Origin of the sequence: Saccharothrix espanaensis DSM 44229 (assembly GCF_000328705.1) — a bacterium.
In the GTDB taxonomy this organism is placed as follows: Bacteria; Actinomycetota; Actinomycetes; order Mycobacteriales; family Pseudonocardiaceae; genus Actinosynnema; species Actinosynnema espanaense.
In genome coordinates, this window is the sequence record NC_019673.1 from 2,331,001 (window position 1) to 2,345,171 (window position 14,171).

A 14,171-nucleotide genomic window follows, 5' to 3' on the forward strand; every position below is an offset into this window, starting at 1 on the left:
CCGCGGACCGTCGTCTCGCGTCACCGCACCGACTCGACGCCGGCGAGCCACACGCGGCGGATGGCACGCGTGGCGTTGATGTCGGCCAGCGGGTCGCCGTCGACGAGCACCAGGTCCGCCCGGAGACCCGGCTTGATCGAGCCCCGGTCGGACAGGCCGAAATGCTTGGCGGGCAATGATGTCGCGGCGCGCAGGGCGGCGGCGGTGGTCAGGCCCGCCTCGACCAGCAGCGCCAGTTCGTCGTGCAGGCTCGCGCCGAACGCCGGTTGGTACGGGACGCCGGGTGTGGTGTTGGCATCGGTGCCGGCCAGGATCGGTACGCCGGCGGCGTGCAGCGTGCCGACTCCGCGCGCCGACGTGGCGTAGGCCCCGGGCGGCAGGTTCAGGGCGTCGGCCAAGCCGCGCATCATGTGCAGCGTGGGGATCACCACCCGGCCGTCGGCGACGATCCTCTCCACGTCGTCGTCGGCCACCGGTGCCCCGAGCGGCATGTGCGTGATTACGTCGGCACCCACGTCCAGCGCCATCGTGTAAGCCCCTGGCGCGCCGGCGTGGGCGACCACCCTCAGCCCGTGCGCGTGGGCCGCGGCGACCAGCGCGGCGGCCACCTCCTCCGGCGGGCCGCCCCCGCCGGGCGGTTCGAGGACGATCTTGAGGTAGTCGACGCCCTCGGCGACCCGGTCGGCGACGAACCGCCGCGCGTGTGCCGGATCGCGCACGACCGCGTGCTCGGCCAGGCCGGGCATCCGCGCGTGCAGACCACCCGGCCCGATGGCCGGCAGGCCCGCGCTGCGGATGTCGGTCAGACCCGGCACGTTCCGCAGCGAGGCCACCAGCTCGGCCGGCCAGGTCGCCATGGTCAGCCCCGTGGTGACACCATGCGCGGTCAGCGCGACGAGCGCCGCACGGCCGTCAGGGTGGATGTGCGCGTCGATCAACCCGGGCAACAGCACACCTCCGGCGGTGTCGACCACCTCGGCGTCGGTCGCGTCAGTGCCGATCACCGCGTCGTCGATCACCACCATGCGAGGCTCGGTCAGTCCCCGACCGTCGAAGACCCGGACGTCACGCAGCACTGTCTTACCGACCGTCGTCACACAGTCACATTAGCCGGGGCGTGCAGCCGACGACGGCGCGAAGAGAACCGGCGCTGTACGGAAGCGCCGGGCGAGGGCGGTTGAGGTGAGCAGGCGTCGAGTTTTGGGCGTGGTAAGGGAAACTTGTCCGCGCTTCGGCGGAGAAGGGGATGTGGCCCGCCAAGATCACCGCAATGGCGCTCGTGCCGCTACTCGTCGTGTCGCTAGCGTCACGGAACATGACATCCTCTGCGGCGACTTCCGCCAACGCAGGCTCGACCTGGCTCCAGACCGGTCCGCTGGCCTTCCACCACAAGCTCTCCGGTGCCGACCGTGCCTACGACAAGATCACCGCGGTCCCGGACTTGACCATCCCGTTCCCTGGGGTGTGGGAGGTTGCCTATGCCGTGCGCACGAACATCGGTACGCCCTCGAAGGGCGCAGCGCTCTACGTCAGCGCGGCGGTGTTCGTCAACGGCGGGATCATCCTCGGCACCGAGGCGCTGACCGGCGCGTACTTCAACCCGGGCGAGGCGGTCCAGGACACCGTCGGGCAGACGTTCCTGCACACGTTCAAGGTCGGGGATGTCCTGACCCTGCACGCGTTCCGCATCGGGCAGGACGGTACGACCGACGTCCTCAGCAACACCGACGGACGTACCCGGGTCACCGCGCACTGGGTCAGCCCGGGTTTCTGACCTGGCAGGCACCCGCGGGTGGTGTGAGGCTTGCGCGGTCCGTCCACACGCAGTGGCGGGACGCTACCCGGTTGCGAACCGCAAACCTGCGGGGAATCGCCGATCCGCCCGGACCTGGCCACCCTCGGCAACACCTGAAGTCCATCGGGGACAATGCTCGCATGCCGCCCTCGCACCCCGAACCTGAGGCGTGGTCCGGCGACCTCCCGGCGCCCGACGTGGTGGCGCGGTCGGTGGTGCGTGGTCGGCGAGCGACGTTCGCGTTCTCCCCGCAGGCCGAGTGGGCGCAGGTGCTGGCCGCCGCCGAGGGGCTGCGGGCCGGCTTGCCGGGCGACCTGCTGGTCATCGCCTCGCCCGGCACCGGGTCGGGTCGGCCGCCGGCGCTCGTGGTCGTGCGGCTGATCGACGAGGCTGAAGCCGGCCGTCTGCGCGATCGGCTCCACGCGCTCGTGGCGGAGTTCCGCGAACTGGCCCACCGCCTCGCCGCACCGTTCCGCCGGCACGTCGAACCGGCCTACGACCAAGAGGACTGCTACCCGGACGAACTGGAGGTCGACGGCGAGACCTGGTCGCTGCACATCCACGGCGAGCACTGCCTGTTCACCGGCCTGAGGAGCGGAACGGACATCGAGGTGCACACCGAGCACCCCGACGCGATCGACCCCGGGTTCCTGTTGCGGTACGCCGAATCCACCGGCCGCCACCCGGAGGTCCGCGCGGCCTGCCAGGAGGGCTTCCACGACCTGGCCCGCCTGCTGGACCTCTGCCAGGTGCGAACCGGAGCGTGATCCGCCGGAGGCGCTGGGCATCCGTGGCCCTGACATCCGTGACCCTGCATCTGGGGACCCAGACATTGGGGTCACAGCCGGCCGCGTTCGCCGGCCACGGTCGAACTGGTTCGCTTCGTCACGCCGGCAGTGGGTGTCGGTCGTTCGACCGACAGCGCACGGACGTGCCCGCCGATATCTTGCGGCCGAGCCCCCGACAACATCCAGAGGAGCACCATGACGACCACCCGGCGCGTTCTCACCGGCCTGGCCACCGCAGGTCTGGTCATCTCGGTCCTCGGCACGGGTTCCGCCACCGCCGCGACCAAGGGCAAGATCTACATCTCGAACAACTGCGGCAAGGCGGTTGCCACCACGATCCACCGCACCACCGGCGAGAACATCGCGGGCACCGGTGCCGCCCCGGCGGGCAGCTACTTCGGCTACTCGCTCAACCCCGGCACCTACGAGGTCCGCGTGCCCGCCGGCAGGAAGACCGTTCGGCTCCAGGACCTCAGCCCCAAGTCCCACTCGGTCATCGTCCGGGCCTGCTGACGTCCACAGAGGACACGACGCGGCGCAGCACCGGCAGGAAGCCCGGCCGGTGCCGGCCGGCGGCGGCACAGCGGGGATCTTCCACCGGGGCAGGCAGGTTGTGGATCCACACGCCGTCGCCGCAACCCGAGGCCGTGAACAAGGCCGGGCTCGCCGATCTGCCGCGTGGGCGAAGCTCTACGGCGACGTTGACGAACAGGCGGTCACGCGTGCGGCGGAGCGTTCAGCGGGGTAGTCGGTCGAGTCAGGCTCGACCTGTCCCGCCGCGGGCGAAACCCGGTTCCGCCGCTTCCAACCGCGGTACCGCGATGCCCAACCGCCGCGCCTCGGCGAGGGTGTCCCGGCAGATCTCGCGCGGCTCCTCGGCGTCGGGATCGGAGTGCGCCGCGAAGTTCACGCGCACCGGCGCGACATGAGCGGTCAGCCAGGCGAGTGCGGCGGCCGCCGGCCAGGTGGGCGCGCGGAACAGCAGCCCGCCGCCTCGGTGACGTCGCAGGTCGACGCCTCGTGCCGCGAGGAGGGGCAGGAGTTCGCGGCAGGTGAGCAGCGCCTCGCGGAAGTCGCCCGTCGACCCGGCCAGCTCGGCCAGCGAGCCCAGCCGCAGGCCCTGGGAGTGCAGGCCCGCGTCCGCCACGAAGTGCAGCCACAGCCAGCCGCGGAAGTCGGGCTGCTCCCGCAGCCGGAACCCGGCCTCGCGGAACACCTGGCGCACGGCCCGCTCCCGTGCGGTCGGGGGTCGGCCGAGGGTGCCGAAGACGACCGGCGGCAGCAGCGCCCCGCGGAGCACGCCGTCCGCGCCGAAACCGCCGCCGGCTTGGGGGAAGCCCCACGCGACCTGGTCGACCGGGAGAGGGGCGATCGCGGCCGGCGGCTCGGCCCAGACGTTGCCGAAGACCAGCACGGTGGCCCGGCCGACGCGCGGTGCGAGGAAGGCCGCCGCTTCCGCCAAGCGGTAGTGCTGCACGCTGAGCACGATCAGGTCGAAGTCGTGGTCCGGCTCCAGCTCCTCGCGGTAGCGCACCGGCCACTGCTGGACGACGCGCTGCCCCGACACCCGGCGTCGCGCATCGAGCAGGTCGAGCGGCACCGCGTTCCCGTACGCCGTCGCGCGGCCCGGCCGGACGTAGAACTCGACCGCGTGCCCGGCCCGTTCCAACGCCCAGCCGTACACGGTGGTGATCACGCCCCGGCCGAACATCAGGATCTTCACGCTGCACCTCGTGGGCTACGATCGATGTGGAGACCATCTCCACTTCCGAAAATATGGAGGCCATCTCCATTTGTCAACGCGAGGTAGCGCATGACCACCCCCAAGCCGCTGCGGGCCGACGCCCGGCGCAAGCGCGAGGCCCTGCTCGCCACCGCCCGGCAGGTCTTCGACGCCGGAGACTTCTTCGACCTGCGCTTCGACGACTTCGCCCGGCTGGCCGGTGTGGGCACGGGCACGCTGTACCGCCACTTCCCCACCCGTGAGGCGCTGGCCGCGGCGGTCTACCACGAGGAGGTGGCCACCTTGTGCGACCGGGCCCGCCGGCTCCAGGCCACGCTGCCCGCGGACGAGGCCCTGGCGACCTTCCTGCGCGGCATGGTCGAGCACATCGACGCGCACCAGGGCCTCGCCCGGACGCTGGCCACGCTCATGGCCGATCGCTCGGGTGCCCTCGCCGAGGGCGGCCAGGCGCTGGAACAGGCGGTCACCGACCTGGTGGCCGCCGCCGTGAAGGACGGCACCGCCCGCGACGACGTGGGTGCCGGCGCCATCATGATGGCCTTGCACGGCATCGGCGCGGCCCATGACCGCCCCGGTTGGCGGGCCGAAGCAGACGGCGTCATCACCCTCGTGCTGGCCGGCCTGCGCGACGGCTCCGCCCGCCCGGCGACGTGAAATGCGGAGGCACGGCACCAGCCTCGGCGGGTAGGTTCCGGCGGCAACCAGCCGCCAGGACGCGAGGACGCCCGATGGACACACCCGAAGACCTGTGCGCGTTGTGGAGCGCGCAGTGGCCCGACCTCGACCCCACGCCGTACCTGCCGCGCGCCGACCGCTGGGTGCGCTTCCACAGCCTGCCCAAGTCCAAGCGGTATCCCCGCAACAAGCCCGAGTACGCCATCCTCCTGCACCGCTACAACGCGATCCTGGACGAACTGTTCCGGGGCGAGGAGATCCGAGTCGTCACCACCACCTGCTCCACGGGCCCAGTTCCCGTTCCCCTGTCCAAAGTGGACCTGCGACGCAACCCCGGTGCCCACTACTGGACGTCCGTGGTCGATGACTACTTCGGGTCCGATCTGGACGGCACCGACTACCTCCACCTGTATGCCGCCCGCCGTCGCTGGCAGCCGGGCTCCTTGGACTACCTGCTGCGCGCCGCGGCCGACGACCGGATCCCGGGCGCGCTGATCGCGAGCTTGACGTTCGACCGGTCCGTCCACCCGTACGACGGTGGGCAGGACGTCCACCCCGCGACGGAGGCCGACCGCGACCGCCTGCGGCAGCGTTACGCGGACTGGCTTCCGTCCCATCCTCAGGGTCTGTGAGCGCAGGCGAGGCGCGGGGTGGAGCGGAGTGGGAAGTCGGCGAGTCGAGCGCGAGCGACTGGTGAGTGGATCGGCGAGGTGCTGCCCGAACTCGTAGCGCGGCACGGACTGCCTGGTGCCCAGGTGGCCGTGCTGGTGGACGGGGAGGTCGTGGACGCCGCGGCCGGGGTGCTCAACCTGGCCACCGGTGTGCCGGTGACCGGTGACGCGCTGTTCCAGATCGGCTCGATCACCAAGGTGTGGACCGCGACGCTGGTGATGCAGCTGGTGCACGGAGGGGCGATCGACCTGGACCGGCCGGTGTCCGAGTACCTCGACGGGTTCCGGCTCGCCGATGGTGCCGCGACCAGGACCGTGACCACCCGGCACCTCCTGAGCCACACCGGGGGTTTCGACGGGGACATCTGGACGGACACCGGCCGCAACGACGACGCGGTGCGCAAGTACGTCGAGACGCTCGCCGAGGCCGTCCAGTACTTCGCACCCGGCGAGCTTTTCTCGTACTGCAACAGCGGTTACGTGGTGCTCGGCAGGCTGGTGGAGGTGCTGCGCCGGAAGTCGTACAACCGCGCGCTGCGCGAGCACCTGATCACCCCACTCGGCCTGGCCCACGCCGCGACGAACGTCGATGAGGCGATCCTGGGCCTGCCCGCCGTCGGGCACCAGCGGGCGCGGCCGGACGGACCCCTTGAGCCGGTGAAGAAGTGGTCACTCGTCCCTGCCACGGCTCCGGTCGGTGCGATGCTCGCGATGAGCGCACGTGATCTGCTCGGCTTCGTCCGGCACCACCTCTCGACGCCCGAGTACGACGTCATGCGAGAGCCGCAGGTCGAGGTGCCCGAGCCCGGGTGGATGAGCGGCCATTGGGGTCTGGGCTGGTCGATACCCGACCACGGTGGGCCTGTCGTGGTAGGTCACAGCGGCTACACGATGGGGCAACGCGCGCTCGTGCGCGTCGTTCCCGAGGCGGGTGTCGCGGTGGCGATGCTGACCAACGGCGGTGATGTGTTCCCGGTGTTCGCCGAGGTGTTCGGGCACCTGCTGCACGAGCTGGCGGGCGTTCGCCAACCCGAACTGCCCCTTCCTCCGAAGAATCCTCCACCGGTCGACGCCAACCGGGCTGCCGGAACTTATCGATCTTCCGCCGGCGAATGGGTGGTGCGCGTGGACGCCGATGGCCGCGCGTGGGTCCAGGTGTCGTCGTCGGAGGAGGACGAGGAGTTCGAGTTGGTGGCGCTGAACGAGGACGCGTTGATCACCTTGGCACCACAGGAAGGCAGACACGTCGTGTACGGCCTCGGTGACGTCGATGCGGCAGGCCGTGCCCAGTTCCTGCGGTTGGTCGGGCGCGCGGTCGCCCGCGACGTCGCCAGCGGATAGTCGTCGGCGGATAGTGGTCGGCGGCCCTGACGACCGGCTTGGGCACGCGGTCAGTCCAGGCCCGGGTAGCGCTCGGCCGCTGCGGCGCAGACGTCGACGGTCAGGAACGGGGTGGTCGGGGGTCGTGCGGCGTGGGGTTCGAGGATCAGGACGCGGTTCGGGCCGAAGTCACCGGTTCCGGGGCGACACCGCGGCGGGCCGCGATCGCCGCCTCCCGCTCCCCGGCGTCACGTCGTTCCGCACGCCTTCGACGCAAGGCGTCCTCGATGTCACCGCTGGACCCGCCGGCCGCCCACTCGTCATCCGCCCCACCAGCACGTCGCCACCAACGCAGGTGGGCGTTGCAGCGGCGTTCCCGGGTCCCGCTCCAGGCGCACTCCGCCGTCAGGGCAGTTCGGCGATCCGCCGCCGACCGGGTGCACCGACGACCGGAACCGGCGAAGCTCGCCGCTCCGGTCGTGCCGACCTGGTGCCGGCCAGGTGGGGCAGTGGGTGCCGGCTCACGAGGCGCCGGTCGGCGGCGGGGCGTCCTCGGGGTCGTCGCGCCGCAGGCTGCTCCGGCGAGGCTCGCCGTAGACGGTGCCGCGCCGGCGGCCGTGGACGATGTAGTGCTGCGGTCGGGGGTCCACGGGCGGTGGTGGCGGTTGGGCGGCGCTGTCGGGCTTGCCGTACCGGTCGATGAACCGGTCGCGTGCCTCGACGAACTCGTCCCGGTCGGCGCAGGACTCCGCCCGCCACGAGCACCAGGTCACGCCCTCCCGGTCGAGGTTGTGGGCTCGGCGGTAGAACTGGCTGGTGTGGCCGATGAACACCGGCACCCCGCCGTTGCCGAACAGCACGAACGCCACCCGCGCGCCCGTTCCGGGGTAGCCGCCGGCATGGCGGAGGCCGTGGAAACCGGTGTGCCCGAACCAGGTCCCGTCCTCCGGGATGGCGAGGGCGCCGATCAGGCCGTCGAGGTCCTGCCGGTCATCCGGGTGCTGGGGCGCCCCGCCGTGCCCGAACAGGCCGGCGTCCCGCGCCCTCGACCTGACCTGGTCGTAGGCGGCGCGCAGGCCGTGCCGGTCCAACTGGCCGTCGGCGTGTGCGCGGGTGGCGCTGTCGAGGTACGCGGCCTCCGCCTCGATCGTCGCCGCTGTCAGTCGCGCGAGTTCTTCGTGCAGCCGCCGGACGTGTGTCGCGGCGACATCGACCTCGGGTACCCCGCACGAGCCCGATGTGTCGAAGGGTGGTGTCGTGATCACGGCGGGAGCATCGCGCCACTCGGCTACCGGGGCACGGACCCACACGGCAACCAAGCCCTTGACCACCCGAACGTGTCCACAAAGGGCAGTGCCGATTTCCCGTTGGGTAACAGCGCCGACGGTCCGTTGGATCGACTACGAGTCGCGATCAACCACGACGACTACCACGCCGGTCGTGTCCTCAGTGGATGGTCTGGGCAGCGGTACTAGGTGAACCGCGGTCGCGAAGTCCGGTCGTCACCGCGGTCTGTCGGCGGGGCCGATCCCGCGGTCTTTTTGTTCTGTGCCACGGTCGTTCGCGCGGCTGTCGAGGTTCCTGGGCGGCCGGGGAACTACGACTCGTCCAACTGGAAGTGCCAGATGACCAGTGCCGGCGCGCCGGCACTGACGGCTTGGGTCGCTTCGGGCACCATGGCGGCCAGGGCCCACGGCCACAGCTCCCACGGGCTCAGCTCCCACGGGCTGGGTGTCGTCGCCCGATCCGCGGGCTCCGACGCGGTCGGTAGGGGAGGTTCCTCGCAACGGCGTAGGCGCAGTCCCACGGGGAGCGCGGCGCGCAGGTAGTCCCCGATCAGGTGGCGGTGGGCGGTCAGGCGTCCGGGTCGGCCGTCGGCTCCGCGCACGGGCGGGGTCGCGCCCCAGGTGACCCGCTCGGGGTGCATGTCGGCGATCACCAGGTGTCCGCCCGGACGCAGGACCCTGGCGAACTCCGCGATCACCGGGGCGAGCGTCGGGACGTGGGTCAGGGCCAAGGCGCACACGACCAGGTCGACCTCGGCGTCGGCCACCGGGAGCCGGTGCAGGTCGCCGAGCAGGAACTCGCCCTGCGCAACCCTGGTGCGCGCCCGCGCGAGCATGTCGGGCGAGCCGTCCACGCCGATGACCCGGTGGCCACGTCCGGCCAGGAACTCGGCGTAGCGACCGGTCCCGCACGCGGCGTCCAGCGCGACACCGACGGGCAGCGAGTCGACGATCTCCTTGACCACGGGCTCGTCGAGGTCGAACGCCGAGTTGGGCTGGTCGTACGTCGCCGACCACAGCCGATAGCCCGTCACCGTGTCGACCCGGTCGACTTCGACGGCCGCGTCCGCCAGCGCCTCGTCATCGAGCACCCTGCGGATCTCCGCGATCCGGGCCTCCACGAAAGCGCGGTCGAACTCCCCGGTGAACGCGCGCAACAAGGCCATGCCCTCAAGTCCGAGCAGGTACGCCCGCGGGTCCTCGTAGATCACCCGGCCGACGTTAACGATGTTCTTGCGGGTGAGCCAACGGATTTCCGGTCGCCGCGTCGGCGGACCTGCCGACCGGCGAGGACGCACTTCGCACGCGGTGGTCCGGTCACCCTTCGGGGTGGTCGATGACGTTCCCGTTCGCGCAGTGGTCGGCGTGGTTGCCGTTCCACTGGCCGCCCGCCGGCACGACGGCGAGTTCTTGCAGGCAGACATCGGCAGCGCTGAACGCCCAGTTGCCGGCCGCGTCGACCCCGTCGCCGAAGGGCGAGCCGGTCGCGGTGTCCGCGTCGGGTTCGGCGGCCACGGCGGGCGAGGCGATCAGCGTGGACATGCCGATGCCGAGCAGGGCGGCGGCGATCCTGGCGGGTACGGGCACGAGGACTTCCGTTCGGTCGGTCGGTGGTGGCGCATGACTTATCGGCCAGGCGACAGTCATGATCAAGACCGTGGCGGGTGCAGTACCCGATCGTGTCCAGGTGTCGAGGGTCGCACTTCAGAGGTGGATGTCGTGGCGTGACGTCGCGTTCAGCTTGCGGCGGACCTTGACGACGTGCTCCTCCACCGTGCGGCGGGAGAGGAACAGGGCTTGGGCTATCTCGCGGTTGGTGTGGCCGTCCGCCAGGAGGCGGGCGACGTCCTGTCCACGGGGGGACAGCTCGCTGCCGTAGCCGCGCCTGCCGCGGCGTGAGGGGGTGGCCACGCCGGTGCTGCGGATGCGGTGCCGGCAGCGGGCGGCATCGACGGTCGCGCCGAGGGAGTCGTAGGACCGGGCCCGCGCGTCGAGCGCCGTGGCGTCGGTGCGGGCTTCCTCCTCGGCCCGCTCGACGAGCTGGGTGGCCCGGTAGGGCAGGCCCAGGTCCCGGTGCAGGGCGATCGCCTCCCGGTAGGGCCGGGCGGCTTCGTCACCGTCGTCGGTGGCCCCGGCCAGCCGCGCGCGGCAGGCGGTCAGTGCCGCGTGGGCCAGCGGGGCGTCGACACCGGACAGGCCGGCGGTCGTCTCCGCGACGAGCAGTCGCGCGGCGTCGACGCGGCCGACCGCCAGGTGGCAGTCGACGGCCTGCGGCAGGATGTCGCCCGACCACACCCACGCGCCCTTGCTCCGGATCATCGCCACGCCGCGTTCGACCTGTTCCGCGGCGGCGGTGGTCTCGCCTCGGCTGAGCAGCATGCCCGCCATCCCGCCGGCCGCCGAGATGCCCACCGGGAAGACCTGGGCGAGCGGGTGCGACCCCGCCGCCCGGAAGGCTTCCTCGGCCCGCACCCACTCGCCGCGGGCCGCCGCCGGCCAGCCCCGGGTGAGGCTCAGGTCGGTGGTCAGCAGGAGGTTGGCGTATTTCCTGACGAGGAGGTCGATCCGCTGTTCCAGCCCGGCCCACTGGCCGCTGAGCCAGTCGAGCCGGACGGCCGTGGCCTCGGCGGTGCCGACGACGTAGGAGGCGGCGACCCGCTCGGCCAGGGTGATCCCGGTGCGCAGGAACTCCCTCGCGCGGGCGTAGTGCCCGATCCACGAGCAGGCGTCCTCCGGTTGCAGTGCGCGCGGGTCAGGTGGTGCAGCTCGTCCGGGTCGTGCACGTCGGAGGCGGACGGCAGCTGGGCGATGCGCTCCCAGGTGCCCCGGTCGCCGACGATGAGCCGCCCGCCGAGCGTCGTGGCCAGCAGGGCGGTGCGCGACGCCTGGGTGGGCAGGTGGTCGGTGATCCCCTCGACCCGGCCGAGCGAGGCCCGGTGCTCGGCGATGGACGCGGTGCCCAGGTACGGCCCGGCCATGGCGGCCAGCCCGCGCACGGCGCGTTCCGGCTGGTCGCCGAGCAGGTCCAGGGCCCGGGTGATCTCCTCGGCGCCGCGGTCCAGCTCGCCGTCTCGCGCTGGAGCAGCCACTCGGCTCTCACGCCCGCTGCCCTGGCGTGCGCGGACAAGCGGGCGACAGGCGCCTGGTCAAGGCCGGACAGCACCGCCACGGCACGTTCGTGCGATTGCCGCCGCCGTGTGTCGGGCAGCCAGGCGTGCACGGCTCGTGGGCGATGTCGTGCAGGAAACCGAGCCTGTTTGCGGTCTTCTCGACGAACAGACCGCACGCCACCAGCGCGGTCACGTGCTCCGCTTCGTTGCCCGCAACGGCTCCCAGGACGTCGGCCGTCTCCGGCACGCCCAGCAGCGGCGGCCTCGGCGATGGCACGTGCGGCGTCGGGCAGGGCGTCCACCTGCTCCCTGATCACCTCCGCCACGCGGACCGGCACGTCGATGCCGTCCAACACCCGCCGCGCGAGGACCGTCCGATGATCTCCGGGTGGGCGAGCCCGCGATCCGGACTCGTCCAGCCGGAACCCCGTGGAGCGCTTCTCCGAGTTGGTCCAGCGCTTGGCGGGCACCGGGTTGGCAGGGGATCGGTTATTGGCCGGTAGCGGTGGGGGTCGGCGTGGAAAGCTGCTCCTTGATCCAGTCAACGTGGTGGGGGAGTGGTGGTTCATGGGTATGACGCTGTCGTTCACGCGGGTCACGCCGGAGCAGTTGGAGCTGGCGTTCGAGGACCCGGAGCGGGCGTTGGAGTACCTGGAGGACGAGGAGCGGCCGTACTGCTTCCTGGAGAAGTCCTGGGCGGGCATCCAGTTCCTGCTGGACGCGGCCGGGGTCGGGGTCGACGTGTACGAGGACGGTGACGCCATCGACGAGGAGTGCACCCTCTTCGGCTGGAGCGACAGCATGGTGGCGGCGACCGCCAAGGCCCTGGGCGCGACGCCGTTCGAGGTGTTGGCCGGGTTCTACGACCCGCAGCGGCTCAGCGAGAAGGACGTCTACCCCATGCGGCACCTCTGGGACGCCGACGACATCGGCTACCTGCGGGACAACTACGGCGACCTGGCCAGGTTCTTCGAGGAGACGGCGGCGGCCGGTGACGCGGCGATCCGCAACTTCAGCTTCTGAAACTCCGGGGAAGCCTGATCGGGACTTCCCGCGTGGGGTGTCGAGTCGGCGGCGGTCGGTCGTGGTCAAGGTGAGAGCTCGGCATCGGGCCTTCCCGGAGACGCGGCGGGCGCGCCTGGTCGTCGCGTAGGCTTGGGCGGGTCCCCGTCCGCGACTGTCTACAGAGGACCGATGGCCGACCGTCACCTGATCGACGTCCACCTCCTGCTGGTTCGCGACGGCCAGGTCCTGCTGACCCGGCGGCGGGACGCCGATCCCCGGTTCGACGGCCGGTGGCACCTGCCGTCGGGGAAGCTCGACGCCGGCGAGTCCGTTCTGCGGGCGGCGGCCCGTGAAGCGGACGAGGAGGTGGGTGTCGGGATCGACATCGCCGACCTGCGCCTGGTGCACACGTCGCACGTGACCGGGCCCGGACTCGAACCGCGCCTGGGGTTGTTCTTCGAAGCGCTTCGCTGGACGGGGGAACCGGTCAACCGTGAACCCGACAAGTGCTCCGCCGTCGGGTGGTTCCCGCTCGACGCCCTCCCGGACCGACTCATCGAGTACCCGGCCGCGGGCATCCACGCCTACCGCACCGGATCGCCGTTCGGCACGCTCGGGTGGCCCGACTCGACCACCTCGTAGTCCTCCTCGTTCCGCGCGGGGCCTCGTGGGAAAACAGGAAGACAGGCGCGTGGGCTGGGCTTACGGTCTGCCGTATGCGTGAAGGATCAGGTCCGCTGACGTGGCGCCCGCTCGGCCGGGAGGACGCCCAGGCGTCGGCCGACCTCCTCAACGTCATGGAGACCGTCGACCGGATCGGTGAGAACTACACCGCGGAGGACACCCTCCAGGAGCTGGTCGACCCCTACGCGGACCTGGAGCGGGCGAGCCTCGCCGCGTTCGACGGGGACGTGATGGTCGGCTACATGAAGATCCGCTTCAAGCCGTCGGCGGACGAGGTCCACCGGGTCTTCCTGGACGGCGGGGTGCACCCCGGCTACCGCCGGCGGGGTGTCGGGACCACGCTCGTGGAAGCCGGGGTGGCGGCGGCGAAGGTGGTGTACGCCCTGCACCACCCGACGTCGAAGCTGGTGGTCGACGTGCACAAGTGCGAGCACGTCGCCGGCGTGGCCGAACTGGTGCGCTCGCAGGGTTTCACGCCGGTCCGCTACTTCCGGCGGATGGAACGCCCGCTCGGTGCCGCGCTCGGCGACGCGACGATCCCCGCCGGGTTCCGGGTCGAGCCTTGGTCGGAGCACAACGACGAGGAGTTCCGGCTGGTCCGCAACGAGTCGTACGAGGACTACTGGGGTGCGCGCCCGATGCCCGCGGACTCCTGGCAGAACAAGATCACCAACCAGACGTTCCGACCCGACAAAAGCTTCCTGATGCGGGACGCCGGGAGCGGGGTCCCGGTGGGCGTGCTGGTGACCACGTGCTGGGACGCCGACACGGAGACCACCGGCGTCCGCGACGCGCACTTCATGGTCATCGGAACGCGCCGGGACCACCGGCGTCGAGGGGTCGCCGGCGCGCTGGTGGGACACGCCCTGCGGTCCGCCGCCGACCACGGCTACGACCGTGCCAGCGTGAACGTGGACTCGGCGAACCCCATCGGGTCGTTCGGGATCTTCGAGAAAGCCGGGTTCACGGCGAAGGCGCGTTACGTGCGTTGGGCGTTGGAGATCTCCCTATAGCGCCTCGCCGGTCAGACGTGAGTAGATGCGTCATTTATCCAGTGCGTGCAGGAATCGCCTCGGTTCTCGATAGAATGCGT

Annotated in this window: 16 protein-coding genes; 9 read left to right on the forward strand and 7 right to left on the reverse strand. The window is 71.5% G+C overall.

The features are described 5' to 3' along the window. Positions 1 to 20: 20 nt before the first annotated feature. Positions 21 to 1,097: an amidohydrolase family protein gene (locus tag BN6_RS10765; RefSeq protein WP_015099644.1), complete on the reverse strand. Its 1,077-nt coding sequence runs from the start codon at positions 1,095 to 1,097 to the stop codon at positions 21 to 23. A 149-nt stretch (positions 1,098 to 1,246) separates the two neighbouring features. On the opposite strand from BN6_RS10765, the gene BN6_RS10770 reads away from it, so the two are divergent. The 3 genes from BN6_RS10770 (at position 1,247) to BN6_RS10780 (ending at position 3,096) form a co-directional block, all read left to right on the forward strand. After that, positions 1,247 to 1,774 carry a hypothetical protein gene (locus BN6_RS10770; protein ID WP_015099645.1) on the forward strand — a complete coding sequence of 176 codons (528 nt, stop codon included), beginning with the start codon at positions 1,247 to 1,249 and terminating at the stop codon, positions 1,772 to 1,774. Positions 1,775 to 1,935: 161 nt separating this feature from the next. Further along, positions 1,936 to 2,562, forward strand: coding sequence for a DUF6896 domain-containing protein (locus BN6_RS10775; RefSeq protein ID WP_015099646.1), 627 nt, complete (start codon positions 1,936 to 1,938; stop codon positions 2,560 to 2,562). A gap of 216 nt (positions 2,563 to 2,778) precedes the next feature. Further along, a complete protein-coding gene (locus BN6_RS10780) occupies positions 2,779 to 3,096 on the forward strand; it encodes a hypothetical protein (RefSeq protein WP_015099647.1) in 318 nt (105 codons plus the stop codon). A 244-nt stretch (positions 3,097 to 3,340) separates the two neighbouring features. Here the strand turns inward: BN6_RS10780 and BN6_RS10785 are convergent, their stop codons facing one another. Next, positions 3,341 to 4,306, reverse strand: coding sequence for a ketopantoate reductase family protein (locus BN6_RS10785; protein WP_015099648.1), 966 nt, complete (start codon positions 4,304 to 4,306; stop codon positions 3,341 to 3,343). Positions 4,307 to 4,396: 90 nt separating this feature from the next. Between BN6_RS10785 and BN6_RS10790 the strand changes: the two genes are divergently transcribed. The 3 genes from BN6_RS10790 to BN6_RS10800 all read left to right on the forward strand — a co-directional run bounded on the left by BN6_RS10790 (position 4,397) and on the right by BN6_RS10800 (position 7,014). Beyond that, positions 4,397 to 4,981 (forward strand): TetR/AcrR family transcriptional regulator, encoded by a 585-nt coding sequence (locus BN6_RS10790; protein WP_015099649.1) that lies wholly within the window; start codon positions 4,397 to 4,399, stop codon positions 4,979 to 4,981. 74 nt (positions 4,982 to 5,055) lie between these two features. After that, complete coding sequence (locus tag BN6_RS10795) at positions 5,056 to 5,634, forward strand: DUF3885 domain-containing protein (RefSeq protein WP_015099650.1); 579 nt, start codon at positions 5,056 to 5,058, stop codon at positions 5,632 to 5,634. Between the two features lie 78 nt (positions 5,635 to 5,712). Further along, a complete protein-coding gene (locus tag BN6_RS10800) occupies positions 5,713 to 7,014 on the forward strand; it encodes a serine hydrolase domain-containing protein (protein ID WP_231905200.1) in 1,302 nt (433 codons plus the stop codon). Between the two features lie 500 nt (positions 7,015 to 7,514). On the opposite strand, the gene BN6_RS10805 is transcribed toward BN6_RS10800, so the two are convergent. The 5 genes from BN6_RS10805 to BN6_RS48575 form a co-directional block, all read right to left on the reverse strand. Then, positions 7,515 to 8,258: a hypothetical protein gene (locus tag BN6_RS10805; RefSeq protein WP_041312561.1), complete on the reverse strand. Its 744-nt coding sequence runs from the start codon at positions 8,256 to 8,258 to the stop codon at positions 7,515 to 7,517. A gap of 332 nt (positions 8,259 to 8,590) precedes the next feature. Further along, positions 8,591 to 9,490, reverse strand: a complete 900-nt coding sequence (locus BN6_RS10810; RefSeq protein ID WP_015099653.1) for a class I SAM-dependent methyltransferase — start codon at positions 9,488 to 9,490, stop codon at positions 8,591 to 8,593. A 106-nt stretch (positions 9,491 to 9,596) separates the two neighbouring features. Further along, positions 9,597 to 9,866 carry a hypothetical protein gene (locus BN6_RS10815; protein WP_231905202.1) on the reverse strand — a complete coding sequence of 90 codons (270 nt, stop codon included), beginning with the start codon at positions 9,864 to 9,866 and terminating at the stop codon, positions 9,597 to 9,599. Positions 9,867 to 9,983: 117 nt separating this feature from the next. Beyond that, positions 9,984 to 10,751, reverse strand: a complete 768-nt coding sequence (locus BN6_RS48570; protein ID WP_015099655.1) for a helix-turn-helix transcriptional regulator — start codon at positions 10,749 to 10,751, stop codon at positions 9,984 to 9,986. A gap of 53 nt (positions 10,752 to 10,804) precedes the next feature. After that, positions 10,805 to 11,368 carry a hypothetical protein gene (locus BN6_RS48575; RefSeq protein WP_015099656.1) on the reverse strand — a complete coding sequence of 188 codons (564 nt, stop codon included), beginning with the start codon at positions 11,366 to 11,368 and terminating at the stop codon, positions 10,805 to 10,807. A gap of 594 nt (positions 11,369 to 11,962) precedes the next feature. Here BN6_RS48575 and BN6_RS10825 point away from each other — a divergent pair. The 3 genes from BN6_RS10825 to BN6_RS10835 all read left to right on the forward strand — a co-directional run bounded on the left by BN6_RS10825 (position 11,963) and on the right by BN6_RS10835 (position 14,091). Further along, positions 11,963 to 12,412: a DUF1877 family protein gene (locus tag BN6_RS10825; RefSeq protein WP_051075509.1), complete on the forward strand. Its 450-nt coding sequence runs from the start codon at positions 11,963 to 11,965 to the stop codon at positions 12,410 to 12,412. Between the two features lie 171 nt (positions 12,413 to 12,583). Further along, the gene (locus BN6_RS10830; protein ID WP_015099659.1) at positions 12,584 to 13,036 is read left to right on the forward strand and encodes an NUDIX hydrolase; all 453 of its coding nucleotides are present in this window, start codon (positions 12,584 to 12,586) and stop codon (positions 13,034 to 13,036) included. Positions 13,037 to 13,110: 74 nt separating this feature from the next. Next, complete coding sequence (locus BN6_RS10835; RefSeq protein WP_015099660.1) at positions 13,111 to 14,091, forward strand: GNAT family N-acetyltransferase; 981 nt, start codon at positions 13,111 to 13,113, stop codon at positions 14,089 to 14,091. Positions 14,092 to 14,171 lie beyond the last annotated feature (80 nt).